The organism is Nocardioides sp. NPDC006303 (assembly GCF_040613175.1).
Taxonomy (GTDB): domain Bacteria; phylum Actinomycetota; class Actinomycetes; order Propionibacteriales; family Nocardioidaceae; genus Nocardioides.
The window spans coordinates 1-26,951 of record NZ_JBEXRR010000046.1 but is presented as its reverse complement, the minus strand read 5'-3'; the positions used below and the strand labels follow the sequence as shown (position 1 = coordinate 26,951).

Genomic DNA, 26,951 nt, shown 5'->3' with positions numbered 1-26,951 from the left:
AGTCTCCTCCTCGGGAAAGGCCAGCCCCCATGAGTCCTTCGCGCCGCAGATCCATGAGAGCGACCGCTGTAGCAGCCGGTCTCCTCCTTGCCATCTCCCTCTCCCCGACCCAGTCCGCCGGCGCCGCCGAGAAGGACGACCGCCGTCTCACCCAGAAGGCGAGGTCCCACGGCGTCACGTCGGAGCACGGCGCGTACGTCGGCTGGTCGACGCCCGGCTCGAAGGCCACGGGCGGCACCGCCAACGACACCCCGATCACCGCGCAGGCGACCGTGAGCGGCATCGACGTCTCCGGCCACCAGGGCAACGTCGACTGGGCCTACTGGTGGGGCCAGGGGAAGCGGTTCGCCCACATCAAGGCGACAGAGGGCACCTACTACCGGAACAGCACCTACTTCCCGCAGCAGTACAACGGCTCCTACAACCAGGGTTTCATCCGCGGCGCCTACCACTTCGCCAACCCGTCCGACTCGGGCGGCGCGGCGCAGGCCGACTACTTCGTCAACAACGGCGGCGGCTGGTCGGCCGACGGGAAGACCCTTCCCGGGGTGCTCGACATCGAGTACAACCCCTACAGCGGCGGCACCTGCTACGGCCTCTCCCAGGCTTCGATGCGCTCGTGGATCGCGGCGTTCCTGGACCGCTACCGCGCCCGCACCGGCCGTGACGCGGTCATCTACACGACCACCGACTGGTGGACGACCTGCACCGGCAACACCTCGCAGTTCGCGAGCGCCCACCCGCTGTGGATCGCGCGCTACGCCAGCTCGCCGGGCACCCTGCCCGCAGGCTGGGGCTACTACACCTTCTGGCAGTACACCTCGTCACCGCTGGACCAGAACACCTTCAACGGCGCGTACGACCGCCTGCAGGCGCTCGCGCGCGGCTGATCCATTTCGGGGTGGACCCCGGTCCTCACAGACCCAGCTGGGTCTTCCAGGAGCCGAGGCCCGGGGTCCACTCGAAGACGCGACGCTCCTTGATCAGCCCGACCGCGAGGAACGGGTCGTCGTCCAGGGCCTTCTCGACCGCGTCGACCTCGCCCTCGAAGACGAGCAGGCCGGAGCCGTCGGAGGTGGGGCCGGAGAGCCGCAGGCCGGGCTGGCTCGCCAGGAACTCCCGGTGGGCGCCGAGGTGCTCGGCGCGTACGTCGGGGAGGTCGTTGTAGGCGTACAGAACCGCGACAATGGCCATCAGAGGTCAGCCCCGTCCGCGAGACGTACGTAGCCGCGCTCGGCCGGGATCAGGTTGGCCGCCTGGGTGTCGAAGACCCCCGAGCCGAACTCGGAGTAGACCCGGTCGTGGATCGCGACGGTCTTGGATGCGCCGACGGAGCGGGCGAAATCGATCAGCTCGGCCGAGCGAGCCCACGGCGCGGAGACCGGCAGGAAGAGTACGTCCACGGCCTGGCCGGGGCCGTCGAGCGCGTCGCCCGGGTGGAAGATCTTCGTGTCCCCGGCCTGGATCAGGTAGCCCGAGTTGTCGAAGTGGGGCAGGTCGGCGTGGATGACCGCGTGCTTCTCGTTGATCGCGGTGACCGGGAGTCCGGCGTCGAACGACTCACCCGGCTTCACCACCGTGGTCCGCTCGTGCACCGCGGGTGCGCCCTTCTGGATCTGCGCCGCGACCGCGCCGATGGTGTAGATCGGCGCCTCGCTGCCCTCGAGGAGGGCGGGGCTGTAGTGGTCGGGGTGCTCGTGGGTGATCAGCACCGCCGTCGCGCCGTCCAGCGCCTCGGGCGCGGCGAACACGCCCGGGTCGACGACCACCACCGCCCCGTCGTGCTCGATCCGGACACAGGCATGGCCGAACTTCGTGATCCTCATGCCGCCGAATCTATCGCGCGGCCTCTAGACGTCGGAGCGGACCATGTTGGCGAGCCACAGGCCGAGGAAGACCGGAAGGAGTACGCCCCAGCCCATCTGCACCGCGGAGTCCTCGGGCAACGCGACGACGCCGATCACCGCGATGGCGCTCGGCAGCGCTCCTGACACGATCGCGATCCCGATCTCGACGGCGGGATGGTTGCTCCGGGAGTAGGCGAAGTAGAGGCCCATCGCCGCGGCCGCCACGGCGAAGAGGATCGTCAGCACCGCGGCGACGACCAGCAGCTTGTAGGCGCCCGGGGCGTCGTCAGGCCGGTCACCCAACCACGCGATCGCCGACCAGAAGCCGTAGCTGTCGCCGTCCTCACCGTCGTCGTGGACGATCCGGTACGCCGGCACCGAGATCATCGCGACGATCAGGAACGGGATCGTGAGCAGCTGCGTCCGCGCCAGCCGGTCGGCGTTCTCCTCTCCTTCGCGCAGGGCTGTGCGGATGAGGCCGTCCGAGTTCTCCATGAACGGAGGTTAAGACAGGGCGTCCCGAATGGGGACGAACTTGGCCTGGGTCTCGGCCAGCTCGGTCTCCGGGTCGGAGCTCGCCACGATGCCGCAGCCGGCGAAGAGGCGGGCGGTGCGGTCGTCGATCATCTCGGCCGTACGCAGCGCGATGCCCCACTCGCCGTCGCCGGTGGCGTCCATCCAGCCGACCGGGCCGGCGTAGCGGGCGCGCTCCATCGACTCGATCTCTGCGATGAGCGCGACGGCGTCCTCGCGCGGGGTGCCGCCGACCGCGGCCGAGGGGTGCAGCGCGGCGGCCAGATCGAGCGAGCTGACACCGTCGCTGGCCACGCCGGTGATGTCGGTGGCCAGGTGCATCACGTTGGGGAGCTTGAGCACGAAGGGCGCGTCGGGCACGTTCATCGAGGAGCAGTGCGGCTCCAGTGCGTCGGCGACCGACCTGGCGGCGTACTCGTGCTCCTCGAGGTTCTTCGAGGACTCGGCGAGCGACGCGGCGAGGGCGTGGTCGAGGTTCTCCTCGCCGGTGGGCCAGATCGTGCCCGCGAGCACACGGGAGGTGACCAGGCCGCGCTCGCGGCGGACGAGCAGCTCAGGGGTCGCGCCGAAGAGGTCGTCGACGTGGAAGGTCCAGCAGGTCGGGTACGCAGCGGCCAGCCGCCGCAGCACCGCGCGGATGTCGATCGGGGCGCTGGCCGCGGCCAGCAGGTCGCGGGCCAGGACGACCTTGTCGAGGTCTCCGTCCTGGAGCCGGGCGACGGCGTCGGCGACGATCCGCATCCAGTGCTCGCCGTCGACGTAGGCATCGGCGAAGACGACGTCGCGCGGCGCCTCGGGCTCCGGCATCGGAGTCAGCGGAGGAGGGGGCGTGGCGGCCGGACCGACCGTGGTCACCCAGGCGACGTCGCCGCGCTTCCCGACGACGACCGCGGGCACCTTGAGCACGGAGAATCCCGGCAGGTCCGAGAAGGCGAAGGAGCCGAAGCCGACCAGGCCGGTGCCGGGCTCGCGCACGGGATCGGCGACCGTGGAGACCGCCGCCAGCTCCTCGAACCACTTGGCCGCGTGCGCGAACCGCTCCGGTCCGGACGTACGGATCTCGGCGGCGGTGCCCCAGCCGACCAGGCCCTCGCCGTGGCGGACCCAGGACAGAACGCGCCGGCGGGCGGGCAGCAGCGCGAGCAGGTCGTCGAGCGTCTCCGACCCGGCATCGAGTGCCACGGTGGTGGCTACCAGGGACTGCTGCTCAGACTCACTCACACCCCCAGGGTATCGGCGTGGTGTCGGCGAGGACGAGTCGAAGTGAGGTATGGCATCCGCCCCAGTTGCCACACATCACCATGTGGGTTGTAGCGTGCGCTTGCGTGAGTACCAACAAAGAGCAGTCGTTCATCGCAGAGAACGGCATCACCCTCGGCATCATCGCCTTGGCCCTCTTCGTCGTGCTGGGCGTTGGCCTGCCACGGTGGGTTGGCGACTCCGAATCCCACTCGGGCGTGAAGATCACGCTCCCGGAGACGCTGTCGGGCGGCTACAAGCCTGCGGACGAGAAGTCCTCCTACGACCTCGACGTGATCAAGAAGCAGGGCGCGTCCGAGGAGCAGCTGGACCTGTTCATCAAGCAGAACGCCGCCAGCTCGAAGACCGAGGACCGCAACGTGTCCGACGCGCTCGGGTTCTCGATGGCCTCGCGCACCTACATCACCAAGGACATGAAGAAGTCCGTGATGATCCGTGCCTTCGCCGGTGACGGCAGCGCCTACTACGGCGGCGGCGAGGTCTCCAAGGTGGGCGACAACGTCTGCTACTCCAGCGCCGACCAGTCGACCGGTCAGACCCAGGCGACCTGCTCACACGCGTCCAACGACCTGACCGTCCAGGCGACCGCTGCCTCGAAGAAGGACGCGGCGAAGTACGCCGACGAGATCTTCGAGAAGCTCGCCTGAGTTCGGTCCCGGACACAGACCCGAGACAGAATCAGCACGTGACCCGAGCAGATCTGGACAAGCAGCCCGGCGAGGTCCGTCGGATGTTCGACGCCGTGGCGAAGCGCTACGACGTGACCAACGACGTGCTCTCGCTCGGCCAGGACCGACGCTGGCGACGCGAGGTCATCAAGGCCGTCGACCCGAAGCCGGGCGAGCTCGTGCTCGACCTCGCCGCCGGCACCGGCACCTCGTCCCAGCCGTTCCTGGACGCGGGCGCCGAGGTGGTCCCGACCGACTTCTCGATCGGGATGCTCCAGGTCGGCAAGGAAGCGAAGCCCCACCTGCCGTTCACGGCCGGCGACGGCACCAAGCTGCCCTACCGCGACGCGACGTTCGACGCGGTGACGATCTCGTTCGGCCTGCGCAACATCGTCGACCCTGCGGCCGGCCTGCGCGAGCTGCGCCGCGTCACCCGCCCCGGCGGCCGGATCGTCGTCTGCGAGTTCTCGCACCCGACCTGGAAGCCCTTCCGGACGGTCTACGTGGAATACCTGATGAAGGCGTTGCCGCCGGTCGCTCGGGCGGTATCGTCCTCCCCGGACGCCTACGTCTACCTCGCCGAGTCCATCCGCGCATGGCCCGACCAGGCAGGCCTCGCCGCCATGCTCTCCGCGGCGGGTTGGCAGGCTCCGACCTGGACGAACCTCTCGGGTGGAATCGTCGCACTTCATCACGCAACCGCTTGATCTCTGCGAAAGTTCAACTATGACCACGACGTTGCCATGGGACGGCATCTTGATGCCTCGCGAGGCCTACGGGCCCGCAGCGGTCAAGGCCAGGGACTCACTTACCGACGCGGCCGCACAGGGCGACTGGCGCCGCGCGCTCTCGCAGGTGCGAAACGACTACACCGTCGGCGTCAACACCTGGAAGATCGGCGGTGAGTCGATGTTCACGCCGCTCCACCACGCCGCCTACCTCGGCGCCCCGCGGGAGACCGTCCAGGAGCTGCTCTCGCTGGGTGGGGTCAGGTCCCTGCCCACCGCCCACGGTGAGACGCCCTACCAGCTCGCCAAGCGGCGCGGTCACGACCACCTCCTGGACATGCTCGATCCCTACTTCCGCCCGGGCACCCCGCTCGGCGACAACCTCGAGAACGTCAACCTCCACGTGAACACGACGCTCGCCGAGCTGACCGCCGAGTTCCGCGGTGAGCACCAGCTGCGTACGTTCGACGTACGGCTCATCTCCGAGGAGGGCGGCCCCGACGAGGCCTGGTTCACCGCCCCGGGGATGTACGGCGGCATCCGGATCGGCATGTTCTGGGGTCGTGCTCACCTGGAGTACAACTCGCGCATGGGCGATTCCTACGCCGTCGTCGGCCCGGAGGGCTCGGCCTACGTGAGCCGTTCCAAGCGAGCCGTTCCCGCCCTCCCCGCCCGCTGACGCAGAGCGGCATGCGAAGGTCGTCCCATGGACGACTCGACTGCCGACCTGATCACCGACCTGAACCCGCTCCCGGACGAGATAGGCGGCCGGCTGCGGGCTCAGCTGGAGTTCATCGCCGAGGCCGACAAGCTCAAGACGATCCTGCGCGCCTCGCCGCTGGCCGCGACCGACCGGCGTGAGAACGACGCCGAGCACTCCTGGCACCTGGCGCTGATGGTGCTGCTGCTCGCCGAGTACGCCGACGAGCCGATCGACGTCGGGCACGCGATCAAGCTCGTGATCATCCACGACATGGTCGAGATCTACGCCGGGGACAGTCCGGTCTTCGACGCCACCGCGGTCGTCGACCAGGTCGAGCGTGAGATCGCTGCCGCCGAGCGGCTCTTCACGATGCTGCCGCCGGATCAGGCCGGTGAGATCCGTGCCCTGTGGGACGAGTTCGAGGCCGCTCAGACCCCGGAGGCGCGCTTCTGCAAGGCGATGGACCGCCTTGAGCCGATGCTCCTCAACTGGCTCAACCGCGGCGGCACCTGGAGCATGCCCGGTGCCACCGAGTCCCGCGTACGTGCCCGGGAGGCCGGCGTCGTCGCCGCGAGCACGACTCTCGGCGAGGCCACCGACGCCATCGTCCGTGCCGGGCTCGCCAAGGGCTGGATCCGCCCCGACCCCGACTGAGTGAAGCTTCTCGTATCCGGGCCGGGGTCACCCCTGGCGAATGCGTCATTGCTGGATAGGGTGCGCCCTCATGACCCCCACCGCCGATGAACTCTCTGTGACCTGGATGCCAGCGGCCGACGACCGGCGTCGTCTTGCCGTGGCACTGGCGATCACGACGGCGACGAACTGGCGCATGTGGGCCGTGTTCATGGCAACGACGGTCGTCAGCATCCTCGTGCTCGGCCTTGTGTTCGGAGACAGCTGGAAGCCCGTCATCATCAGCTGTCTCGTGGCGGTCGCCGTGTTGGTACCGATGCTGATCTTCGTCCCTTCGCTGCGGGCACTACGTCGCTATCGGCCCAGCGAACCGGTAACGGCGAGCGTGATCAACGGCGAGTTTCGGGTCGTCTCGTCGAGATCTACCTTCGCGATTCCGCTGGTCCGCGTGAGTGGTGCGTCGACGCGGCGCGGCATCGTGACGCTACGCACTACGCGTCCTACCGGGATGCTCCTGGTTCCCAGGCAGCTGATCTCTGCGGGGGTCTACGAGCTGCTGTCAGCAAGCGAGGCGCCAGGTGACGCATCATCGGCGCAGTCGGTGCGTGCGGCCCGGGAGGGGCTGCGAGAGGTGACGGTGACGCGCGCGCTTCAGTGGCATCTGACCTTCGCCTCGGTGAGGTTGGCCTTCAGGTGGTGGGCGCGTGCATTCATGGGCCTGCTGGTGGCGTTCGGGCTGCTGCTGGTCTGGGCCACCGGCGACTGGGCGCCACTTGTGCGGATCGCCTTGCCGCTCACCCTCGTCGTTCCCGTGCTGGTGCTCCCGCGACACCTTGCCACGTGCACGACCTGCCCAGCGGGCAGCGTGATCAGCGGTGCCTACGGGCCCGGGTTGACGCTCCGTACGCCGTCGAACATGTTCAGCATCACCGAGGCGGATATCGCGCGCCGACTGGTCACTCGTCGCGCGGTCGCGTTCAAGATCGGTCCGACGATCATCTCCGTGCCGCGTACGTTCGGTGATCGGTAGCTTCGCGAGTTCCACCATCGAATGAACCCGAACATTCCCTCTGGGGTATCCAGTACGCTGCGACGACCCTGAACTGCGGGATGCCGAGGAGCCCTTCGTGGATGTGGATGTGGTGCCGGGCTCGGTGACGGACTGGACCGTCACGCTCGAAGATCAGCGGCGGCTCAAGCGGGCGATGGTAGGGATGCGACTGCGGAGCTGGTCCCACTGGGCCCTGGCGTTGGGTCTGCCCGTGTTGCTGACCGGCGCCCTCTGGTTCGGCATGCATGATCCGGGTCTTGGTCCGGGACTCGTTAGCGGGGCGGTCGAACTCGGGATGACGGTCGCTGTCGGAGTCGTCTTTCTAGCGTTCTCGCTGACGACGCCGCTGTGGACAGTCCCTCGCCGAGTGGAGCGCGAGTTTCCTGTTGGAGCCACTCTCTTCGCATGGGCGACCGAGAGCGGATTGGGCATGCGTACGCTCAGGCGACTCGCCTTCTATCCCTGGTCGCGGCTGACGCAGATCGAGGCGGGGCCGGTGCTCGTGCGGTGTCGGCAGGACGGTCCGAGGACGCTGGCCGTACCGGCGTATCTTCCGGCCGGGCCTGATGAGGTGGCGCGGTCGGTCGACTTTCCGGCCCAGCTCATCGGGCCGGCGATCAGACGCGAGCTGGCGGCGCGGGCCTGCCGGGGATCGGTGGAGACTCCGATGCTCGGGGAGCCGATCGTCGTCGACCGCGCGCTGCGGTGGCGGCTCGTCCGGGCGTGGCTGCGGGCGCAGCTCGGCATCACGGCGTGGTTGCTTCCGGCTGTGTTCGCTCTCAACATCCTGTTCCAACTGGCCGGCGGCTCCTACCGGATGGCGACCCTCTGGCTGGTGATGGTGTTGCTCAACCCCCTTGTCTGGCTGCTCTCCGGGGAGGGCCGGATGTCCGGGATGTACCCCGTCGGCGCCACCGTCGTCGGCTCGATGGGCGAGTGGCTCGAGATCCAGGGGCCGTGGGGAAGCGTTGCTTGGCCCCCGGGATGGCTGAAGCTGCGCCGGCTGACCAAGCACACCGTGGCGTACGAGATGGTGCAGGTCGGTCCTGGCGGAAGACCGGCGACACCGACCAACCTCCAGAAGCGGATCATCGTGATCCCTCGAGCCTTCCTCGACACGCCGACACCGGCCGCCGGCGCCGACGTCTGACCCCTCCATGGCGTGATTGTGCAGGCGTTTGGCGCCGGATGCTGGCGCATTTTCCGGCCATGGCGGGAAAGTGCCGCGCGCCATTTCGGGACCCGTTCCGGTTTATCCATATTCCCTCCTGGGTATCCGTTAGGCTGCGGCGACTTTGGGCTGCGGGGATGCTGAGGGGAGCCGCTCGTGGACGTGGAGGTGGTGCCGGGATCGGTGACGGACTGGACCGTCACGCTCGATGATCAGCGTCGGCTGAAGCGAGCCGCGGTGACGGCTCAGTTGGCGAGCCCGGGATTCTGGATCACGTTGGTGGCGATGCCGCCGATCTTGACAGGGACCTACCTGTGGGCCTGGGGCACACCGATCGATCATCTTCCGTTCGATGTCGAGCTGAAGCTGACCGCGGCGGCGACGGTCGCGCTCCAAGTGCTCCTAGGGGTAACTGGAGTCCAGACCGTGCGCAGCCGGGTCGAGGGGGATTTCCCGGTCGGATCCACGTTCACGTCGTGGGCGATGAAGACCGGTCTGGGGGTGCGTACGCCCAACCGCCTCGCCTTCTACCCGTGGTCACGGCTCACTCAGGTCGATCAGGGATCGGCGACCGTGCGGTTCCCGCAGCGGATCGGCCGGTTCAGGCTGCACGTGCAGACGCCTCTTCTGGCCGGGCCCGAGGAGCTTTCGAAGTCGCTGGACTTCCCGGTTCAGTTGATCGGTCCGGGCATCGCTCGGGAGTTGACGATGAGGTCAGTTCGGTCTGCGGAGCCAGCGCACTTAGGCGAGCCGGTCGTGATCGATCGAGCGCTTCACCGGCGTCTCAGCCGCGGCTGGATGCGGCAGCAGATGGGGTGGTCAATGTGGGGCCTTCCGGCGATAGCGGCCTTCCAATGCACGACGAACCTGATCGACGGCTCCTACCGGCCAATGATCGTCTGGACGCTGATCCTGCTGCTCTACACAGTGAGTGGGCTGCACGGAGGGCAGGGCCCGATCTCCGCCATGTATCCGGTCGGCGCGACCATCGCCGGCTCGGTGGGCGAATCTGTCCTGATCCAGGGGCCGTGGGGAAGCGTCGCCTGGCATCGGGGCTGGCTCCGACAGGTCCGGGTGGCCGAGCACATCGTGGCGTACGAGATCCTGCCGAGCCGACCGCGCAGCGGACTGGGCAGGTTGGACAAGCGGGTCCTCGTCGTCCCCCGAGCCTTCCTCGACACGCCGGCACCGGCTGTCAGCGCTGAAGTCTGACCCGCCACAACGCCGTCATCGCGTGGTTCTGCAAGCGTTTGCCACCGGATGCGCGCGCACTTTTCAACCATAGCGAGAAAGTGCCGCGCGCCATTTCGGCAACCCACTTGCAATCCGCCGCAGGAGTGGCAGGATGTGAGTTGGCCCACATTGTGATTCTATTCACAAAGTCTCAAGAAGGGGTGGGCCGCTCAGGGTAGGAGGCGAGATGGAGCTCTACGTGCCGGTGCTCGCGTTGGCGGGACTGGCGACGCTCTTCGCGGTCGGTTCGGTGATCATGAGCTCGGTCGTCGGACCGAGCCGCGCCAACCAAGCCAAGGCGGATCCCTACGAGTGTGGGATCGAGGCCACGCCACAGGCGTTGGGCGGTCGCTTCCCGGTGAAGTACTACATCACCGCGATGCTCTTCATCATCTTCGACATCGAGATCATCTTCCTCTACCCGTGGGCCGTCAGGTTCGACGCGATGGGATGGTTCGGCCTCGCGGAGATGGGCCTGTTCCTGCTGACGGTGTTCGTGGCGTACGCCTATGTGTGGCGCCGCGGCGGATTGGACTGGGACTGACATGGGTCTCGAAGAAAAGCTCCCGAGCGGGGTTCTGCTCACGACCGTCGAGGGCCTGGCGGGCTATTTCCGCAAGGCGAGCCTGTGGCCGGCGACGTTCGGACTGGCCTGCTGCGCCATCGAGATGATGACGAGCGGCGGACCGAAGTACGACCTGGCCAGATACGGCATGGAGGTCTTCAGGGCCTCGCCGCGGCAGGCCGACCTGATGATCGTGGCGGGCCGGGTGAGCCAGAAGATGGCGCCGGTGCTGCGCCAGATCTACGACCAGATGCCCGAGCCGAAGTGGGTGCTCGCGATGGGCGTCTGCGCCAGCAGCGGCGGGATGTTCAACAATTACGCGATCGTCCAGGGCGTCGACCACATCGTGCCCGTCGACATGTATCTCCCCGGCTGCCCGCCGCGGCCCGAGATGCTGATCGACGCGATCCTCAAGCTCCACGACAAGATCCAGGGCGGCTCGCTGGGCGTCAACGCCGAGCGCGAGGAGGTCGCCAACGAGACAGCGGCGCTGCGCCAGCTGCCGCTGATCGACCAGACGGGACTCCTGCGGTGAACGATCGTCACGACCCCAGTGGCATGTTCGGGGTGGCGGACACCGGCGACACCAGCGGCTACGGCGGTCTCACCCGCCAGCACGCGATGCCGAGCCGCACCAGCGACGTCGGGGTGCAGCCCTACGGCGGCTGGTTCAAGGAGATCGCCGACGCCCTCGCCTTCACCGAGGCGGAGGCGGTCATCCACCGCGGCGAGCTGACCTTCCACGTACGCCGCGAGCGGCTGCTCGAGGCCCTGCAGGTGCTCCGCGACGAGCTGCGCTTCGAGCTCTGCTCCGGCGTCTCCGGCGTGCACTACCCCGCTGACCAAGGCCAAGAAAATAGGGGCAGCGAGCTGCACGCGGTCTACCACCTGCTCTCGATGACGTACAACCGCCGGGTGCGGGTGGAGACCTCGGCTCCTGACGAGGACCCGCACGTGCCGAGCGCGGTGGCCATCTACCCCACGCTCGACTGGCACGAGCGCGAGACCTACGACATGTTCGGGATCGTCTTCGACGGCCACCCCGGACTGACCCGGATCCTGATGCCCGACGACTGGCCGGGCCACCCGCAGCGCAAGGACTACCCGCTGGGCGGGATCCCGGTGGAATACAAGGGCGCGACGATCCCGCCGCCGGACACCCGCAGGAGCTACTCATGACGACCACAGAAGACGAGGGACGTACGTTCACCGTCACCGGCCAGGACTGGGACGAGTTGACCGACGCCCTCAAGGACGTCAAGGACGAGCGGATCGTCGTCAACATGGGCCCGCAGCATCCCTCGACGCACGGGGTGCTCCGGCTGATCCTCGAGCTCGAGGGCGAGACGGTCACCGAGGCGCGTGCCGGGATCGGCTACCTCCACACGGGCATCGAGAAGAACATGGAATACCGGTCCTGGACGCAGGGGACCACGTTCGTCACCCGGATGGACTACCTGTCCCCGATCTTCAACGAGGCGGCGTACGTCCTCGGGGTGGAGAAGCTGCTCGGCATCGGCGCCGAGGTGCCGGAGAAGGCCGACGTCATCCGGGTCCTGCTGATGGAGCTCAACCGGATCTCCTCCCACCTGGTGGCGATCGCGACCGGTGGCATGGAGCTCGGCGCGCTGACCGTGATGACGATCGGTTTCCGCGAGCGTGAGCTGTGTCTGGACCTGTTCGAGTTCATCACCGGCCTGCGGATGAACCACGCCTACATCCGGCCAGGCGGCGTCGCCCAGGACGTGCCGGACGGCACCGTCGCGCGGGTGAGCGAGTTCATCGAGCTGATGAAGAAGCGCCTGACCGAGTACGCGGCGCTGTGCAACGCCAACCCGATCTTCAAGGGCCGCCTGGAGCAGGTCGGCTACCTCGACCTGGAGGGCTGTCTCGCGCTCGGTCTGACCGGCCCGATCCTGCGGAGCACGGGCTATCCGTGGGACCTGCGCAAGACCCAGCCCTACTGCGGCTACGAGGACTACGACTTCGAGGTCATCACCTGGGACACCTGTGACTCCTACGGTCGGTTCCGGATCCGGCTGGCCGAGATGTGGGAGTCGCTGCGGATCATGGAGCAGGCTCTCAAGCGGCTCGCAGATCTCGACGGCGCCCCCGTCATGGTGGCCGACAAGAAGATCGCCTGGCCCTCGCAGCTCTCCGTCGGTCCCGACGGCCAGGGCAACTCCCTCGACCACATCCGCCACATCATGGGCGAGTCGATGGAGGCGTTGATCCACCACTTCAAGCTGGTCACCGAGGGCTTCCGGGTGCCGGCAGGTCAGGCGTACGTCGCGATCGAGTCGCCGCGCGGAGAGCTCGGCGCCCATGTGGTCAGCGACGGCGGCACCAAGCCTTACCGGGTCCACTTCCGGGACCCGTCGTTCACCAACCTTCAAGCCACGAGCGTGATGTCCGAGGGCGGCATGGTTGCCGACGTGATCGTGGCGATCGCGTCCATCGACCCGGTGATGGGAGGCGTCGACCGATGACGCTTGCTGCTGAGACGTACGACGAGCTGCGCGAGATCGCCGCTCGCTACCCCCAGGCCCGCTCGGGCCTGCTGCCGATGCTCCACCTGGTGCAGTCGGTCGAGGGTCGGGTCACGCCCGAAGGGATCCACGCCTGCGCCGAGGTCCTGGGCCTCACCCCGGCCGAGGTGAGCGGGGTGGCGACCTTCTACACGATGTACAAGCGCCATCCCGTCGGCACCCATCACGTCGGCGTCTGCACGAACACGCTGTGCGCGGTCATGGGCGGCGACGAGATCTTCGCCTGCTTGCGCGAGAAGCTCGAGGTCGGCAACGACGAGACCACGGCTGACGGCGCGATCACGCTCGAGCACATCGAGTGCAACGCGGCCTGCGACTACGCGCCGGTGGTGATGGTCAACTGGGAGTTCTTCGACAACCAGACGCCGGAGTCGGCCTCGCAGCTGGTCGACGACCTGCGTGAGGGTCGCGAGGTCGTGGCCTCCCGCGGCGCGCGGATCACGAGCTGGCGCGAGGCCGAGCGGGTCCTCGCCGGCTTCGAGGACGGGCTCGTCGACGAGGGCCCCGCGGCCGGGTCGGCGTCGCTTGTCGGGCTGGAGATCGCCCGCGAGCGCGGCTGGGCCGCGCCTGGGGATGCCCATGGTTCCGCCGATCTGCCGGAGGAGCTGCCCGAGGCCGTCGAGGTGGCCGACACCCGTCGCGCCGAGTCGGAGACGATCGCCGAGGAGGCGTCCGATGACTGACACCCTGACCCCGGTGCTGACCGCCAACTGGGCCGACGAGCAGGCCTGGACCCTGCGCGCCTACGCCGAGCAGGGCGGCTACGACGCGCTCGATGTCGCTCTCGGGATGGCTCCCGAGGACGTACAGACGATGGTCAAGGACTCCGGGCTCCGCGGTCGCGGTGGGGCAGGGTTCCCGACCGGGGTGAAGTGGGGATTCCTGCCGCCGGCCGACCCCGAGAACCCCAAGCCGCGCTACCTGGTGGTCAACGCCGACGAGTCCGAGCCGGGCACCTGCAAGGACATCCCGCTCATGATGGCGAGTCCGCACACCCTCGTCGAGGGCGTGATCATCTCCTCCTACGCCATCCGCGCGGAGCGTGCCTTCATCTACGTACGCGGTGAGGTGCTGCACGTGATCCGGCGGCTGCAGGCGGCGGTCCGTGAGGCCTACGCCGCCGGCCACCTGGGCAAGGACATCCATGGCTCCGGCTACGACCTCGAGCTGGTCGTGCACGCGGGTGCCGGGGCCTACATCTGTGGTGAGGAGACCGCGCTGCTCGACTCGCTCGAGGGGCGCCGCGGTCAGCCGCGGCTGCGGCCGCCGTTCCCGGCCGTCGCCGGTCTCTACGCGAGCCCGACCGTGATCAACAACGCCGAGTCGATCGCGTCGGTCCCCGCCATCGTCAAGAACGGTGCCGACTGGTTCGCCGGAATGGGCACCGAGAAGTCGGCCGGCGTCGGCATCTTCTCCCTCTCCGGTCACGTCAAGAAGCCGGGGCAGTACGAGGCGCCGCTCGGCATCACGCTGCGCAAGCTGATCGAGCTGGCCGGCGGCGTACGCGAGGGGCATGAGCTGAAGTTCTGGACCCCCGGTGGCTCCTCGACCCCGTTGTTCACCCAGGAGCACCTGGACGTGACGCTGGACTTCGAAGGGGTGCAGGCGGCCGGCTCGATGCTCGGCACCCGCGCGCTGCAGATCTTCGACGACTCCGTCTGCGTGGTGCGCGCGGTGCTGCGGTGGACGGAGTTCTACAAGCACGAGTCCTGTGGCAAGTGCACCCCGTGCCGTGAGGGCACCTGGTGGCTGGTGCAGGTGCTGGAGCGGCTGGAGAAGGGTGACGGTAAGCCCGAGGACCTCGACCTGCTGCTCGACCAGTGCGACAACATCCTCGGCCGCTCGTTCTGTGCGCTCGGCGATGGCGCGACGAGCCCGATCACGAGCTCGATCAAGTATTTCCGGGACGAATACCTGGCCCATCTGGAGCAGGGTGGCTGTCCCTTCGACGCCAAGAAGTCGACCGCATGGGCGGAGGCAGTGCAGTGACCGATGTGACGCTCAAGATCGACGGCGCGGACGTGACCGTGCCCGAGGGCACGCTGGTGATCCGGGCGGCCGAGGAGGCCGGGATCGAGATCCCGCGCTTCTGCGACCACCCGCTGCTCGCGCCCGTCGGCGCCTGCCGGCAGTGCCTGGTCGACATCCCCGACGCCGGCAACGGCCGCGGCTTCCCGAAGCCGCAGGCCTCCTGCACGATCCCGGTCGCCGAGGGCATGGTGGTGGAGACGCAGAACTCCACGGCTGTGAAGGCCCAGCACGGGATCATGGAGTTTCTCCTGGTCAACCACCCGTTGGACTGCCCGGTGTGCGACAAGGGCGGCGAGTGCCCGCTGCAGAACCAGGCGATGTCCCACGGCCAGGGTGAGACCCGCTTCGAGGGGACCAAGCGGACCTTCCCGAAGCCGATCAACCTCTCGCCCAACGTGCTGCTCGACCGTGAGCGGTGCATCGTCTGCCAGCGCTGCACCCGCTTCGCCGCCGAGATCCCGGGCGACCCGGGGATCGCGCTGATCCAGCGTGGCGCGCAGCAGCAGATCGGCATCGCCGAGGACAAACCGTTCTCGTCCTACTTCTCCGGCAACGTCATTCAGATCTGCCCGGTGGGCGCGCTGACCTCGGACGACTACCGGTTCCGGGCTCGGCCGTTCGACCTGGTCTCGACCCCGAGCGTCGCCGAGCACGACGCCTGCGGCGCCGCGATCCGGATCGACCACCGCCGCGGCAAGGTCATGCGCCGTCTCGCCGGCAACGACCCGGAGGTCAACGAGGAGTGGATCTCCGACAAGGACCGCTTCGGCTTCCGCTACGCCGTCCGCGACCGGCTCACCTCGCCGATGGTCCGTGAGGACGGCGAGCTCCGGCCGGCGTCCTGGCTGGAGGCCGTCGCCGTCGCGGCCCAGGGTCTGGCCGGTGCCGGCTCGGTGGGCGTGCTGCCCGGTGGACGACTGACGCTGGAGGACGCGAAGGCCTACGCCGCCTTCGCCCGCGACACCCTGCGCACTCCCCACATCGACTTCCGCGCACGGCCGCTGTCGGAGGAGGAGACCGGCTTCCTGCGCTCACACGTCGCGGGGACCAGCCTCACCTACGCCGACCTCGACGCCGCCGACCACGTCGTGCTGGCCGGCCTCGAGCCCGAGGACGAGGCCGGGACACTCTTCCTCCGCCTGCGAAAGGCCAATAAGTCGGGTCTGCGGATCACCACCCTGAGTCCGTACGCATCGGAGGGTTCACGCAAGCTCGGAGCCGAGGTCGTCCTGACTGCCCCCGGGGCCGAGAAGGACGCGTTGTTGCAGGTCAGCGGGGTCACAGAGGCTTCCGTGATCCTGGTCGGCGAGCGGCTGGCGACCAGCCCCGGCGCCTACTCCGCCGCTGCCGAGCTCGCCGATCGCACCGGCGCCAGGCTCGCCTGGGTGCCGCGTCGTGCCGGCGACCGGGGTGCGGTCGAGGCAGACCTGCTGCCCGGTGAGGGTGGCCTCGACGCTGAAGCCATGGTCCGCACCGGCCTCGACGCCCTCGTGGTCGCCGGCGTCGACCCCGACGACACCGCCGACCCCGCCGCCTTCCTGGCCGCCCTCGACCAGGCCGGCTTCGTCGTCAGCCTCGAGCAGCGGGTCACCGCCGTGACGGAGCGGGCCGACGTCGTACTCCCTGTCGCCGCGGCCTCGGAGAAGGCCGGCACCTTCGTCACCTGGGAAGGCCGCCGCCGCCCGTTCGAGAAGGTCTTCGACAAGCCCGCCGCCTACTCCGACGCCGAGGTACTCGGCCACATCACGACCTCGCTGGTTGAGCCCGCGAGCGCAGCGAGCGGTGTCGAAACCAACACGGCTTCATCGAGCGCGGCAGGGGACCGTGTTGGTCTCGACACGCCTCCGCCTAGCGGCTCCGGCGGCTCGACCGACGGGAGCGGCTTCCGCCTGGCGACCTGGCACCTGATGCTCGACAACGGGACGCTCCAGAGCGGAGACAAGGCGCTGGCAGCGACCGCACGACCGGCGTTCGTACGCATCCCGGCAGCGCTCCACGAAGAGGTCGGTGACGTCGTGACGATCACCGGCGACCGGGGGAGCTGGACGCTTCCGGCGATGGCGGCCGAGTTGGCTGACAACACCGTGTGGGTGCCGACGAACAGCTTCGGACGCGGTGTCTGGGCGGACCTTGCGTCGCCAGGGTCGGCCGTGAGTGTGGAGGGGGCCAAGTGAACGGGCTGGAGCAGTTCGGCCAGGACCCCTGGTGGATCATCGCGATCAAGGTCCTGCTGGTCTTCGTCGTCTGCGTCGTGCTGACGCTGTTCAACATCTGGTGGGAGCGCAAGGTCGTGGCTCGGATGCAGCACCGCATCGGGCCCAACCGGCACGGACCGTTCGGTCTGCTCCAATCCCTCGCCGACGGCGTGAAGCTGGCGCTCAAGGAGGACCTGACGCCGGAGAAGGCCGACAAGATCGTCTTCATCACCGCCCCGATCCTGGCCACGGTGCCGGCGTTCGTGACGTTCTCGGTGATCCCGTTCGGGCCCGAGGTCAACTTCTTCGGCGTGCAGACGCCGCTGCAGCTGACCGACATGCCGGTCGCGGTGCTGTTCGTGATGGCGATCGCCAGCATCGGCATCTACGGGATCGTGCTGGGAGGTTGGGCATCGGGCTCGACGTACTCCCTGCTCGGTGGCCTCCGAAGCAGCGCTCAGATGATCTCCTACGAGGTCTCGATGGGCCTGGCGCTCGTCACCGTCTTCCTGATGGCCGGCAGCCTGTCCACGAGCCAGATCGTCGCGGCCCAGGAGGACTGGTGGTTCGGCGCGCTGCTGCTGCCGTCCTTCCTGATCTACTGCATCTCGATGGTCGGCGAGACCAACCGTGCGCCGTTCGACCTCCCCGAGGCCGAGGGTGAGCTGGTCGGTGGTTTCCACACCGAATACTCCAGCCTGAAGTTCGCACTCTTCTTCCTGGCCGAATACATCAACATGGCCACCGTCAGCGCACTCGCCACGACGCTGTTCCTCGGCGGCTGGCGGGCCCCGCTCGGCCTCGGCACCATCTGGGCCGGCGCCAACGAGGGCTACTGGCCGGTGCTGTGGTTCTTCCTGAAGATGTTCTTCTTCATCTGGGTCTTCATCTGGCTGCGCGGCACGCTGCCGCGGCTGCGCTACGACCAGTTCATGTCGCTCGGCTGGAAGGTCCTGCTGCCGGCGAGCCTCGCCTGGATCGTCGTCGTCGCGGTCATCAAGATGGCCGCGATCCAGGGCGGCTTCAGTCCCGACTGGATCCTCTTCGGCTTCGGTCTGGCCGTCACGGTGGTCGTGGTGCTCGGCTTCCTCAACCGGCTTCCGGAGAAGGAGGCCCAGGTCACCACGCCGACCGGCGGCTTCCCGACCCCCTCCCTGCCGCTGGGTGGGGCCGTACGGGGTGCCGCCCAGCCGCTGGTGTTCGGGCCGCCGGCTGTGCCGACAGCCACCAACGGCGTACGCATTCTTCCCTCTCCTGAGGAGGCCAAGTGAGCAACGACGACCGCTCGTTCAAGGAGCGTTTCTGGGACCCGGTGAGCGGGTTCGCGGTGACGTTCGGGACGCAGTTCAAGAAGCCGGTCACCGAGCAGTACCCACAGCAGAAGGAGCCGACCGAGGAGCGCTTCCACGGCCGGCACCAGCTCAACCGGCACGCCGACGGCTTGGAGAAGTGCGTCGGGTGCGAGCTGTGCGCGTGGGCGTGCCCGGCCGACGCGATCTACGTCGAGGGCGCGGAGAACACCGAGGAGGAGCGCTACTCGCCCGGTGAGCGCTACGGCCGCGTCTACCAGATCAACTACCTGCGCTGCATCCTGTGCGGGCTGTGCATCGAGGCCTGCCCGACGCGGGCACTGACGATGACCAACGAGTACGAGCTCGCCGACACCTCGCGCGAGAGCCTGATCTACGAGAAGCAGGACCTGCTCGCGCCGCTCGAGGACGGGATGGAGGCGCCTCCGCACCCGATGTTCCTCGGCAACGACGACACCTCCTACTACGCACCGGAGCCCAAGGAGTCGACTCGATGAGCGAGCGTCAGCGAGCGAACAATGGATCCTTCATCGGGCTGCGTCCGTATTCTGGCGCTTGCGCTACGGAGGTTGCCCGATGAGTTTCGTGATCCTCGCCTCGGTCATGGTGATCGCGGCGATGGGCCTCCTGTTCGCGCGCAAGCCGGTGCACGCCGCGCTGTCGCTGGCGGTCGTGATGATCGGGCTGGCGATGATGTACGCCACGCTGGAGGCGCCGTTCCTGTTCGCGGTGCAGATCGTGGTCTACACCGGCGCGATCCTGATGCTGTTCCTGTTCGTGATCATGCTGGTCGGCGTCGACACCTCCGACCGGCTCAAGGAGACGATCGCGGGGCAGAAGGTGCTCGCCGTGATCCTCGGAGTCGGGCTGGGCGCGACGCTGATCGCGGGCGTCGGCCAGGCGAGCATCGCCACGATGCGCGGGCTGGCCAGCGCCAACGAGGGCGGCAACGTACAACGCCTCGCGGACCTCCTCTTCTCCCGCTACGTGATCGCCTTCGAGGCGACCAGCGCGCTGCTGATCACCGCCGCGATCGGCGCGATGGTGCTGGCCCACCGCGAGCGGATCGACCCGAAGCAGAGTCAGACCGACCTGGCCCAGAAGCGGGTCGTCGACTACGCGAAGAGCGGCAAGCACCTCGGCCCGCTGCCCCCACCGGGCACCTTCGCGCGGCACAACAGCAACGACACCCCGGCACTCCTGCCGGACGGGTCTCAGAGCACGAAGTCGGTCCCGGCGATCCTTGCCGGCGGTCGCAACGGTGAAGGAGAGGACGAATGACAGACAACACCACGGCGTACGTGATCCTGTCCGCCATCCTCTTCACGATCGGCACGATCGGCGTGCTGACCAGGCGAAACGCCATCGTCGTCTTCATGTGCGTCGAGCTGATGCTCAACGCGGCCAACCTGGCCCTGGTGGCGTTCAGCCGGATGCACGGAAACCTCGACGGGCAGGTGACCGCGTTCTTCGTGATGGTCGTCGCGGCCGCTGAGGTGGTCGTCGGGCTGGCGATCATCATGACCATCTTCCGCACCAGAAACACGGCTTCGGTCGACGAGCCAAGGATGCTCAAGTGGTGAATCCTGTCGAGGCCAGCGGCGTCTTCTCGCTGATCTGGCTGGTCATCGCGCTGCCCCTGGCCGGCGCTGCTCTGATCCTGATCGGCCGGCCGTTCGCTCCGGCCCTCTTCGATCGGATCGGGCACTGGCTCGCGGTCGGGCTCGCGGGTGCGTCCTTCGTGCTGTCGCTCGTCCTCTTCATCGCGGCCCTCGGTCGCGACGAGGAGAGCAGGCAGGTCGTCCAGCACCTCTACACCTGGTTCGACACCGGCGACCTGTCGGTGGGCTTCGACCTGCTCTACGACCAGCTCTCCAGCCTGTTCCTGCTGCTCATCACCGGTGTCGGCACGCTGATCCACGTCTACTCGGTCGGCTACATGGCCGACGACGAGCGGCGCACCCGGTTCTTCGGCTACCTCAACCTCTTCCTCGCCGCGATGCTGATGCTGGTGCTGGCGGAGAACTACGTCGGCCTCTTCCTCGGCTGGGAGGGCGTCGGCCTGGCGTCCTACCTGCTGATCGGCTTCTGGCAGCACAAGCCGTCCGCGGCGGCCGCCGCCAAGAAGGCGTTCGTGATGAACCGGGTCGGCGACATGGGTCTCTCGCTGGCGATCGCACTCTGCTTCGTCACCTTCGGGTCGACGTCGTTCTCCGCGATCGACATCGGCGACACCACCACGACCACCCTCAACTGGCTCGGCATCCTGCTGCTCATCGGCGCCTGCGGAAAGTCCGCCCAGGTGCCGCTGCAGGGCTGGCTGCTCGACGCGATGGAGGGCCCGACTCCGGTCTCGGCGCTGATCCACGCGGCCACGATGGTGACCGCCGGCGTCTATCTGATCGTCAGGTCGAGCGTGATCTTCGATGCCGCCGAGGCCGCCTCGACCGCCGTCGTGGTCGTCGCCCTGGTGACGATCATCTGGGGTGCCGCGGTGAGCTGCGTGAAGGACGACATCAAGAAGGTGCTGGCCGGTTCGACGATGAGCCAGATCGGCTACATGATGCTGGCCGCCGGACTGGGCGGGCCGGGCTACGCGTTCGCGATCTTCCACCTGCTCACCCATGGATTCTTCAAGGCCAACATGTTCCTCGGCGCCGGGTCCCTGATGCACGGCATGAACGACGACGTGAACCTCAAGCACTACGGCGCCCTGAGCCGGGCGCTCCCGGTCACGTTCCTCACCTTCTCGATGGGCTACCTGGCCATCATCGGCTTCCCCGGGTTCGCCGGCTTCTGGTCCAAGGACAAGATCCTCGAGGTCGCGTTCGCCGAGAGCTGGCTGGTCGGCATCATCGCCCTCCTCGCCGCCGGTGTGACCGCGTTCTACATGACCCGCCTGATGATGCTCGCCTTCTTCGGTCGCAAGCGGTGGCCCGAGGGCGTACATCCGCACGAGTCGCCGCGGATCATGACCGGTCCGCTCGTCGTCCTCGCCGCGCTGTCCGTCCTCGGTGGCGTCTTCGCGCTCGGCGGCTGGATCGAGCACTGGCTCGAGCCGGTGGTCGCGATCGGCCACGCCGAGCACCACGGCCCGCTCCCGGTCTGGGCCACCTCCGTCCTCGCGGTGCTGGTCGTCGCGATCGGGGTCGCGGCTGCCGGGTTCGTCTTCGGGCGCCGCCCGATCACGACCGAGCCGACTCCCTACCTGCACGTCCCGCACGTCGAGGACGTCGTGGTGCCGCCCGGAATGGCGATCACCCGCGGTGCCCTCGCGACCGACAAGTACGCCGTCGACGGCCTGATGAGCGGTGGCCCGATCGCCCTCGCGGCGATCGCCGGTGAGCTCCGCAAGGCACAGACCGGCTACGTACGTTCCTACGCCCTCTCCGTCCTCGGCGGCACTGTGCTGGTGACCCTCGTGATCCTGGTGGTCAACTGATGCTGACAATCCTCGTCCTCGTCCCGTTCGCGGGCGCGCTGATCACCGCGGTGATGCCGGCCCGGCCCAAGGCCTGGGCCTTCGGCTTCGCGATCGCCACCCTGATCGCCGGCATCGTCACGATGTTCACGGCCCCCGACACCGATCTCGTCTGGATCGAGCCGCTCGGCGTCCACTGGGCGCTCGAGATGGACGGCTTCGGCAAGCTGATGGTGATGCTGACCGTCGTCCTGGTCCCGCTCGTGATGGTCGCGGCGGTCAAGGACCACGACAAGCGGTGGTACGCCTGGGCGCTGGCCCTGGAGGCCTTCGCGCTGCTCACCTTCACCGCCGGCGATCTCTTCCTCTTCTACATCGCCTTCGAGGCGACGCTGATCCCGGCGTACTTCATGATCGGCCAGCACGGCGGCCCCAACCGGGCCCGAGCCGCGCTCAAGTTCCTGATGTTCCAGCTCGGTGGCGGACTGGTGCTGCTCGGTGCGCTGATCGGCTTCTTCGTGGTCTCCTCGGAGGCCGGGTCGCCGTCGTACCTGATCAGCGACCTCGCCCAGCTCGACATCGGCACCATCGCCGAGCGCTGGATCTTCGTGGCGATGTTCATCGCGTTCGCGGTCAAGGCGCCGCTGTTCCCGGTGCACACCTGGCTGGCCGACACCACCGAGCAGGCGACCACACCGACGTCGGTGCTCCTGGTGTGCGTCCTCGACAAGATCGGCACCTTCGGGATGATCCGGCTCTGCCTGGGCCTGGTGCCGGAGGCTTCCGCCTGGGCGACGCCCGTCGTCGTGGTGCTCGCGCTGATCTCGATCGTCTACGGCGCCGTGCTGGCGATCGGGCAGGACGACCTGCTCCGCCTGATCGGTCTGACCTCCCTGTCGCACTTCGGGCTGATCACCCTCGGCATCTTCGCGGCCACCCGTGAGGGCCTGGTCGGGGCGATCCTCTACATGGTCAACCACGGTGTCGCGACCGCGGCGATGTTCCTGATCGCCGGGTTCCTGATCGCCCGCAAGGGCACCGCCTCGATCTCGTCGATGCGGGGGATGGAAAAGGCGACTCCGGTGCTCGCCGGAACGTTCCTGATCGCCGGTCTGGCGACCGCAGGCCTGCCGGGCCTGAGCCAGTTCGTCTCCGAGATCCTGGTCCTGATCAGCGCCTTCGACTACAACTGGCTGGTCGGCGTCATCGCGGTCACCGCGATCGTGCTCGCCGCCATCTATGTGCTGTGGGCCTACCAGCGGATCTTCACCGGACCCGCTCAGCTGTCCAAACCGGTCCCCGATCTCAACCGGCGAGAGATCGGCGTACTCGCTCCGCTGCTGGTCGCCCTTCTCTTCTTCGGCTTCGTCCCCGGACCGCTGATCTCGGCGGCCCAGCCGGTCGTGGCTCCTCTTGTTGATGTCATCCAGGCAGGTGAGTGACGCGATGTTCGAGTCCCCCGGAATTTCGTACGCCACCCTCTGGCCCGTCCTGCTGGTGCTGGGCGTCGCGTGCGCCGGTGTCGTGGTGGAGGCCTTCGCGCCGCGTGCCGCGCGGTTCAACACCCAGGTGTCGTTGGCGTTGGCCGGCCTGGTCGCCGCGCTCGCCGGGACCGTCGCCGTCGGCGCCGGCTCCAGCCTCGGCGCCTCGACGGGTGAGGGTGCCCTGATCGTCGACGGTCCGGGAGTCTTCTCCCAAGGCCTGGTGCTGCTGGTCTCGCTCGGCGGCGTCGCGCTCTTCGCCGAGCGACGTCTCGACAACGGGGTGAGCGCCTTCGCCGGTCAGGCCGCGGCCCTGCCGGGCACGCCGGCCGAGCGCACCGCCTCCCAGCGGGGGCTGGAGCACACCGAGGTCTACCCGCTGATGATGTTCGCGGTCGGCGGGATGATGCTCTTCTGCATCTCCGGCGACCTGCTGATGCTCTTCGTGGCGCTCGAGGTGCTGTCCCTGCCGCTCTACCTGCTGACCGGGCTGGCTCGCCGTCGCCGCCTGCTCTCCCAGGAAGCGGCGCTGAAGTACTTCCTGCTCGGCGCGTTCTCCTCCGGCATCTTCCTCTACGGCCTCGCGCTGGTCTACGGCTTCGCCGGGTCGATGTCGCTGGCCGAGATCGGTGAGGTCGCGGCCGAGGACGGCTCCAGTCCGCTCTTGCTCCTCGGCATCGGCCTGATGGCCGTCGGCCTGCTCTTCAAGACCGGCGCGGTGCCCTTCCACTCCTGGACTCCCGACGTCTACCAGGGCGCTCCGACCCCGGTCACCGCGTGGATGAGCGCGGCCACCAAGATCGCCGCCTTCGCCGCGATGCTTCGGCTCTTCTACGTCGCCTTCGGTGCTGAGGGCGACATCTGGCGCCCGGCGATCGGCGTCATCGCGGTGCTGACGATGCTGCTGGGCGCCTCCTTCGCGGTGGTCCAGACCGATGTGAAGCGGATGCTCGGCTACTCCGCCGTCGCCCACACCGGCTTCCTGCTGACCGGGCTCCTCGGCGTACAGACCGACGCCTTCGGCTCGACCCAGGCGGTGCTCTTCTACCTGACCGCCTACGGGTTCGCGACCCTCGGCGCCTTCGCGATCGTCTCCCTGGTCCGCGGGCCCAACGGCGAGGTCGGCTCGCTGGAGCGCTGGGCGGGCCTGGGCCGGTCCAACCCGTGGGTCGCGGCGACCTTCGCCGTCTTCCTGCTCTCCATGGCCGGGCTGCCGCTGACCGCTGGGTTCATCGGCAAATGGGGCGTCTTCGCCGCCGCGTTGGGCGCCGGTCAGTGGCCCGTCGTCGCGGTCGCGATCGGCTCGAGCATCATCGCGATCTTCTTCTACGTACGCGTGATGATGCTGATGTTCTTCACCGACCCGCGCGAGGACGCGGCCGCGGTGGTGACCCCGTCGTACGCCACCACCGTCGTGATCGCACTGAGCGCTGTCGCCACCGTCTTGTTGGGTGTAATTCCGGGCCCTGTGCTCAGCCTGTTGGTGGATGCGGGAGGATTCATCGGGTGAGCACTAGCGCACCCACCGACCGAGCCCCTGAACTCGCCCTCCCGATCACCGATCCCGAGCTCGAGCAGCGGCTGCGCGCTCGGCTGGCGATCGTGGAGGAGAAGCTGGCGGGCTACGCCCGCAGCAGCTCCCCGTTCGTCACGGAAGCGGCCTCCCATCTGCTGGAGGCCGGCGGCAAGCGGTTCCGGCCGTTGCTGGTGCTGCTGGCCGCCGAGTACGGCCCGGACAAGCTCGCCGACGAGGTCATCACCGCCGCCTGCGTCGTCGAGCTCACCCACCAGGCCTCGCTCTACCACGACGACGTCATGGACGAGGCGCTCGTGCGCCGCGGCGAGGACACCGCCAACGCCCGCTTCGACAACCACGTCGCCATCCTGACCGGCGACTTCCTCTTCGCCCGCTCCTCGGAGCTGACCGCACAGCTGGGTCCGGAGGCCGTACGCATTCAGGCGGCCACCTTCGCCAAGCTCGTCGAGGGTCAGATCCTCGAGGGCGTCGCGCCGCCCGAGGGTGTCGACCCGGTCGACCACCACCTCGAGGTGCTGGCCGGGAAGACCGGCGTCCTGATCGCCACCTCGGCCCTCTACGGTGCGCTCTTCGCCGGTGCCGACAAGGAGATCCAGGACGCCCTGCTCGCCTACGGCGACATCGTCGGCGTCGCCTTCCAGCTCTCCGACGACATCCTCGACATCGCCTCCGACGAGTCCGGCAAGACGCCGGGGACCGACCTCCGTGAGGGCGTCCCGACGCTCCCGGTGCTGCTGGCCCGCCGCTCGACCGACGCCGGCGACGCAAGGCTCCTCGAGCTGCTCGACAGCGACCTCACCGACGACGCGGCCCTGGCCGAGTGCGTCAGCCTCCTCCGCGCCCACCCGGCGCTGACCGAGGCCCGCACCTACGTCCAGTCCCGCGCCGAGGAGGCCAAGGCCGCCCTCGCGCCGCTCCCCGAGGGTCCCGTCCGCAAGGCCCTCGAGGCCTTCGCCGACATCGTCGCCGTCCGCTCCGTCTGAGCCGAGGCGCGATATTCGGTAAAGGGTATCCACGCCCTGGCAGTACCGTTGCGACGTGAATGAGCAACGGCGTGGAGTGATGTTCGGCGCCGCTGCCTACATCATGTGGGGAGCGTTCCCGCTCTACTTCCCGCTCATGGAGCCCGCCGGGGCCTGGGAGATCCTGGGACACCGGATCATGTGGTCGCTGGTCGTGGCCGGAGCGCTGGTGCTGATCGTGGGCCGCCGCCAGCAGGTGGCCGCGATCCTGCGCGACCGGCGCAAGCTCTTGCTGCTGACTGCGGCTGCGGCGGTGATCTCGATCAACTGGGTGACGTACATCTGGGGGGTCAACAACGGGCGGATCGTGGAGACGAGCCTGGGTTACTTCACCAACCCGCTGGTCACGATGCTGATGGGCGTGATCATCCTGCGTGAGCGGATGCGGAAGCTGCAGTGGGTGGCGCTCGGGATCGCGTTCGTGGCCACCGTCGTGCTCACCGTCGACTACGGCCGGCTGCCGTGGGTCGCGCTGATCCTGGCCTTCTCCTTCGGCACCTACGGGCTGCTCAAGAAGAGCGCGGGCGTCGGGCCGTTCGAGTCGCTGGCCGTCGAGACCGCCGTGACCGCGCCGTTCGCAGTTGCCCTGATCATCGCTCTCCAGGCAACCGGCAACGGCACGCTCTTCGGCCACGGTGTCGTCCACGTACTCCTCCTGATCAGCCTCGGCGTCATCACCGTCGTGCCGCTGGCCTGCTTCGGCGCGGCCGCCATCCGGGTGCCGATGGTCACCATCGGGCTGCTCCAGTACCTCGCGCCGATCCTGCAGTTCGCCGTCGGTGTCTTCATCGCCCACGAGGCGATGCCTCCCGGCCGCTGGGCCGGCTTCGCGATCGTCTGGATCGCCCTGGTCATCTTCAGCGCCGAGGCCATCCACCACCGCCGCAAGGTCCTGCGGACGCTCGTGACCCCGCCGAGCACGACGACCGTCTAGACCCCCGCCGAGACGTCACCCCCGCCGGCCGAGACGTCACTCAGGTCGGTCGAGATGGCACCCAGGTGCCATCTCGAC

28 protein-coding genes are annotated in these 26,951 nt (G+C 68.3%); 24 read left to right on the top strand and 4 right to left on the bottom strand.

Going from position 1 to position 26,951, the window contains the following annotated elements; all coding sequences use genetic code 11:
• Positions 1–53: 53 nt before the first annotated feature.
• Positions 54–890, top strand: coding sequence for a GH25 family lysozyme (locus tag ABZY89_RS25265; protein WP_355231652.1), 837 nt, complete (start codon positions 54–56; stop codon positions 888–890).
• Positions 891–915: 25 nt separating this feature from the next.
• Here the strand turns inward: ABZY89_RS25265 and ABZY89_RS25260 are convergent, their stop codons facing one another.
• The 4 genes from ABZY89_RS25260 to ABZY89_RS25245 are packed head-to-tail and all read right to left on the bottom strand — an operon-like array spanning position 916 to position 3,602.
• A complete protein-coding gene (locus tag ABZY89_RS25260; RefSeq protein WP_355231650.1) occupies positions 916–1,194 on the bottom strand; it encodes a YciI family protein in 279 nt (92 codons plus the stop codon).
• A complete protein-coding gene (locus ABZY89_RS25255; RefSeq protein ID WP_355231648.1) occupies positions 1,194–1,826 on the bottom strand; it encodes an MBL fold metallo-hydrolase in 633 nt (210 codons plus the stop codon). The genes ABZY89_RS25260 and ABZY89_RS25255 overlap by 1 nt, the downstream gene beginning before the upstream one ends.
• Positions 1,827–1,850: 24 nt before the next feature.
• Entirely contained in the window at positions 1,851–2,342 is a 492-nt protein-coding gene (locus ABZY89_RS25250; RefSeq protein ID WP_355231646.1) for a hypothetical protein, read from the bottom strand.
• Between the two features lie 9 nt (positions 2,343–2,351).
• The gene (locus tag ABZY89_RS25245) at positions 2,352–3,602 is read right to left on the bottom strand and encodes an isochorismate synthase (protein WP_355231644.1); all 1,251 of its coding nucleotides are present in this window, start codon (positions 3,600–3,602) and stop codon (positions 2,352–2,354) included.
• A gap of 104 nt (positions 3,603–3,706) precedes the next feature.
• Between ABZY89_RS25245 and ABZY89_RS25240 the strand changes: the two genes are divergently transcribed.
• The 23 genes from ABZY89_RS25240 (at position 3,707) to rarD (ending at position 26,873) form a co-directional block, all read left to right on the top strand.
• Positions 3,707–4,288, top strand: a complete 582-nt coding sequence (locus ABZY89_RS25240) for a hypothetical protein (RefSeq protein WP_355231642.1) — start codon at positions 3,707–3,709, stop codon at positions 4,286–4,288.
• Between the two features lie 38 nt (positions 4,289–4,326).
• Positions 4,327–5,016 carry a demethylmenaquinone methyltransferase gene (locus ABZY89_RS25235; protein WP_355231640.1) on the top strand — a complete coding sequence of 230 codons (690 nt, stop codon included), beginning with the start codon at positions 4,327–4,329 and terminating at the stop codon, positions 5,014–5,016.
• Positions 5,017–5,035: 19 nt separating this feature from the next.
• Positions 5,036–5,716 carry an ankyrin repeat domain-containing protein gene (locus tag ABZY89_RS25230; protein WP_355231638.1) on the top strand — a complete coding sequence of 227 codons (681 nt, stop codon included), beginning with the start codon at positions 5,036–5,038 and terminating at the stop codon, positions 5,714–5,716.
• 27 nt (positions 5,717–5,743) lie between these two features.
• Positions 5,744–6,394, top strand: coding sequence for an HD domain-containing protein (locus tag ABZY89_RS25225; RefSeq protein ID WP_355231636.1), 651 nt, complete (start codon positions 5,744–5,746; stop codon positions 6,392–6,394).
• 70 nt (positions 6,395–6,464) lie between these two features.
• Positions 6,465–7,403, top strand: coding sequence for a hypothetical protein (locus ABZY89_RS25220; RefSeq protein ID WP_355231634.1), 939 nt, complete (start codon positions 6,465–6,467; stop codon positions 7,401–7,403).
• Positions 7,404–7,854: 451 nt separating this feature from the next.
• Complete coding sequence (locus tag ABZY89_RS25215) at positions 7,855–8,574, top strand: hypothetical protein (RefSeq protein WP_355231633.1); 720 nt, start codon at positions 7,855–7,857, stop codon at positions 8,572–8,574.
• A 177-nt stretch (positions 8,575–8,751) separates the two neighbouring features.
• Positions 8,752–9,807: a hypothetical protein gene (locus tag ABZY89_RS25210; protein WP_355231631.1), complete on the top strand. Its 1,056-nt coding sequence runs from the start codon at positions 8,752–8,754 to the stop codon at positions 9,805–9,807.
• A 208-nt stretch (positions 9,808–10,015) separates the two neighbouring features.
• Positions 10,016–10,372, top strand: a complete 357-nt coding sequence (locus ABZY89_RS25205) for an NADH-quinone oxidoreductase subunit A (protein ID WP_008356428.1) — start codon at positions 10,016–10,018, stop codon at positions 10,370–10,372.
• A 1-nt stretch (position 10,373) separates the two neighbouring features.
• Positions 10,374–10,928, top strand: coding sequence for an NADH-quinone oxidoreductase subunit B (locus tag ABZY89_RS25200; protein ID WP_160025681.1), 555 nt, complete (start codon positions 10,374–10,376; stop codon positions 10,926–10,928).
• Positions 10,929–10,951: 23 nt separating this feature from the next.
• A complete protein-coding gene (locus ABZY89_RS25195; protein ID WP_355231682.1) occupies positions 10,952–11,572 on the top strand; it encodes an NADH-quinone oxidoreductase subunit C in 621 nt (206 codons plus the stop codon).
• A complete protein-coding gene (locus ABZY89_RS25190; RefSeq protein WP_355231630.1) occupies positions 11,569–12,882 on the top strand; it encodes an NADH-quinone oxidoreductase subunit D in 1,314 nt (437 codons plus the stop codon). The genes ABZY89_RS25195 and ABZY89_RS25190 overlap by 4 nt, the downstream gene beginning before the upstream one ends.
• Positions 12,879–13,625, top strand: a complete 747-nt coding sequence (nuoE, locus tag ABZY89_RS25185; RefSeq protein WP_355231628.1) for an NADH-quinone oxidoreductase subunit NuoE — start codon at positions 12,879–12,881, stop codon at positions 13,623–13,625. Before ABZY89_RS25190 ends, nuoE begins: the two co-directional genes overlap by 4 nt.
• Positions 13,618–14,931, top strand: a complete 1,314-nt coding sequence (nuoF, locus tag ABZY89_RS25180) for an NADH-quinone oxidoreductase subunit NuoF (protein WP_355231626.1) — start codon at positions 13,618–13,620, stop codon at positions 14,929–14,931. The genes nuoE and nuoF overlap by 8 nt, the downstream gene beginning before the upstream one ends.
• Positions 14,910–17,147 carry an NADH-quinone oxidoreductase subunit G gene (locus ABZY89_RS25175; protein WP_355231624.1) on the top strand — a complete coding sequence of 746 codons (2,238 nt, stop codon included), beginning with the start codon at positions 14,910–14,912 and terminating at the stop codon, positions 17,145–17,147. The genes nuoF and ABZY89_RS25175 overlap by 22 nt, the downstream gene beginning before the upstream one ends.
• On the top strand, positions 17,144–18,439 hold the full coding sequence (gene nuoH / locus ABZY89_RS25170; protein WP_355231623.1) for an NADH-quinone oxidoreductase subunit NuoH: 1,296 nt from the start codon (positions 17,144–17,146) through the stop codon (positions 18,437–18,439). The genes ABZY89_RS25175 and nuoH overlap by 4 nt, the downstream gene beginning before the upstream one ends.
• Positions 18,436–18,975, top strand: a complete 540-nt coding sequence (gene nuoI / locus ABZY89_RS25165) for an NADH-quinone oxidoreductase subunit NuoI (protein ID WP_355231621.1) — start codon at positions 18,436–18,438, stop codon at positions 18,973–18,975. The genes nuoH and nuoI overlap by 4 nt, the downstream gene beginning before the upstream one ends.
• A 79-nt stretch (positions 18,976–19,054) precedes the next feature.
• Entirely contained in the window at positions 19,055–19,759 is a 705-nt protein-coding gene (locus ABZY89_RS25160; RefSeq protein WP_355231619.1) for an NADH-quinone oxidoreductase subunit J, read from the top strand.
• A complete protein-coding gene (gene nuoK, locus ABZY89_RS25155; RefSeq protein WP_008356449.1) occupies positions 19,756–20,061 on the top strand; it encodes an NADH-quinone oxidoreductase subunit NuoK in 306 nt (101 codons plus the stop codon). The genes ABZY89_RS25160 and nuoK overlap by 4 nt, the downstream gene beginning before the upstream one ends.
• The gene (nuoL, locus tag ABZY89_RS25150; RefSeq protein WP_355231618.1) at positions 20,055–21,920 is read left to right on the top strand and encodes an NADH-quinone oxidoreductase subunit L; all 1,866 of its coding nucleotides are present in this window, start codon (positions 20,055–20,057) and stop codon (positions 21,918–21,920) included. Before nuoK ends, nuoL begins: the two co-directional genes overlap by 7 nt.
• Entirely contained in the window at positions 21,920–23,341 is a 1,422-nt protein-coding gene (locus tag ABZY89_RS25145) for an NADH-quinone oxidoreductase subunit M (RefSeq protein WP_355231616.1), read from the top strand. The genes nuoL and ABZY89_RS25145 overlap by 1 nt, the downstream gene beginning before the upstream one ends.
• 4 nt (positions 23,342–23,345) lie before the next feature.
• Complete coding sequence (gene nuoN / locus ABZY89_RS25140; protein ID WP_355231680.1) at positions 23,346–24,890, top strand: NADH-quinone oxidoreductase subunit NuoN; 1,545 nt, start codon at positions 23,346–23,348, stop codon at positions 24,888–24,890.
• A complete protein-coding gene (locus tag ABZY89_RS25135; RefSeq protein ID WP_355231614.1) occupies positions 24,887–25,900 on the top strand; it encodes a polyprenyl synthetase family protein in 1,014 nt (337 codons plus the stop codon). The genes nuoN and ABZY89_RS25135 overlap by 4 nt, the downstream gene beginning before the upstream one ends.
• A gap of 55 nt (positions 25,901–25,955) precedes the next feature.
• Positions 25,956–26,873, top strand: coding sequence for an EamA family transporter RarD (rarD, locus tag ABZY89_RS25130; protein WP_355231613.1), 918 nt, complete (start codon positions 25,956–25,958; stop codon positions 26,871–26,873).
• Positions 26,874–26,951: the final 78 nt, after the last annotated feature.

What these genes read in the sequence shown, in the direction of transcription:
- ABZY89_RS25255 (WP_355231648.1), bottom strand. Translation starts at nt 1,826, where the DNA reads ATGAGGATCACGAAGTTCGGCCATGCCTGTGTCCGGATCGAGCACGAC.
- ABZY89_RS25190 (WP_355231630.1), top strand. Translation starts at nt 11,569, where the DNA reads ATGACGACCACAGAAGACGAGGGACGTACGTTCACCGTCACCGGCCAG.
- ABZY89_RS25145 (WP_355231616.1), top strand. Translation starts at nt 21,920, where the DNA reads ATGCTGACAATCCTCGTCCTCGTCCCGTTCGCGGGCGCGCTGATCACC.
- ABZY89_RS25230 (WP_355231638.1), top strand. Translation starts at nt 5,036, where the DNA reads ATGACCACGACGTTGCCATGGGACGGCATCTTGATGCCTCGCGAGGCC.
- ABZY89_RS25200 (WP_160025681.1), top strand. Translation starts at nt 10,374, where the DNA reads ATGGGTCTCGAAGAAAAGCTCCCGAGCGGGGTTCTGCTCACGACCGTC.
- ABZY89_RS25215 (WP_355231633.1), top strand. Translation starts at nt 7,855, where the DNA reads ATGCGTACGCTCAGGCGACTCGCCTTCTATCCCTGGTCGCGGCTGACG.
- ABZY89_RS25260 (WP_355231650.1), bottom strand. Translation starts at nt 1,194, where the DNA reads ATGGCCATTGTCGCGGTTCTGTACGCCTACAACGACCTCCCCGACGTA.
- ABZY89_RS25160 (WP_355231619.1), top strand. Translation starts at nt 19,055, where the DNA reads ATGAGTTTCGTGATCCTCGCCTCGGTCATGGTGATCGCGGCGATGGGC.
- ABZY89_RS25195 (WP_355231682.1), top strand. Translation starts at nt 10,952, where the DNA reads ATGTTCGGGGTGGCGGACACCGGCGACACCAGCGGCTACGGCGGTCTC.
- ABZY89_RS25175 (WP_355231624.1), top strand. Translation starts at nt 14,910, where the DNA reads ATGGGCGGAGGCAGTGCAGTGACCGATGTGACGCTCAAGATCGACGGC.
- ABZY89_RS25265 (WP_355231652.1), top strand. Translation starts at nt 54, where the DNA reads ATGAGAGCGACCGCTGTAGCAGCCGGTCTCCTCCTTGCCATCTCCCTC.
- nuoK (WP_008356449.1), top strand. Translation starts at nt 19,756, where the DNA reads ATGACAGACAACACCACGGCGTACGTGATCCTGTCCGCCATCCTCTTC.
- ABZY89_RS25220 (WP_355231634.1), top strand. Translation starts at nt 6,465, where the DNA reads ATGACCCCCACCGCCGATGAACTCTCTGTGACCTGGATGCCAGCGGCC.
- ABZY89_RS25250 (WP_355231646.1), bottom strand. Translation starts at nt 2,342, where the DNA reads ATGGAGAACTCGGACGGCCTCATCCGCACAGCCCTGCGCGAAGGAGAG.
- ABZY89_RS25225 (WP_355231636.1), top strand. Translation starts at nt 5,744, where the DNA reads ATGGACGACTCGACTGCCGACCTGATCACCGACCTGAACCCGCTCCCG.
- ABZY89_RS25205 (WP_008356428.1), top strand. Translation starts at nt 10,016, where the DNA reads ATGGAGCTCTACGTGCCGGTGCTCGCGTTGGCGGGACTGGCGACGCTC.
- nuoE (WP_355231628.1), top strand. Translation starts at nt 12,879, where the DNA reads ATGACGCTTGCTGCTGAGACGTACGACGAGCTGCGCGAGATCGCCGCT.
- nuoN (WP_355231680.1), top strand. Translation starts at nt 23,346, where the DNA reads ATGTTCGAGTCCCCCGGAATTTCGTACGCCACCCTCTGGCCCGTCCTG.
- nuoF (WP_355231626.1), top strand. Translation starts at nt 13,618, where the DNA reads ATGACTGACACCCTGACCCCGGTGCTGACCGCCAACTGGGCCGACGAG.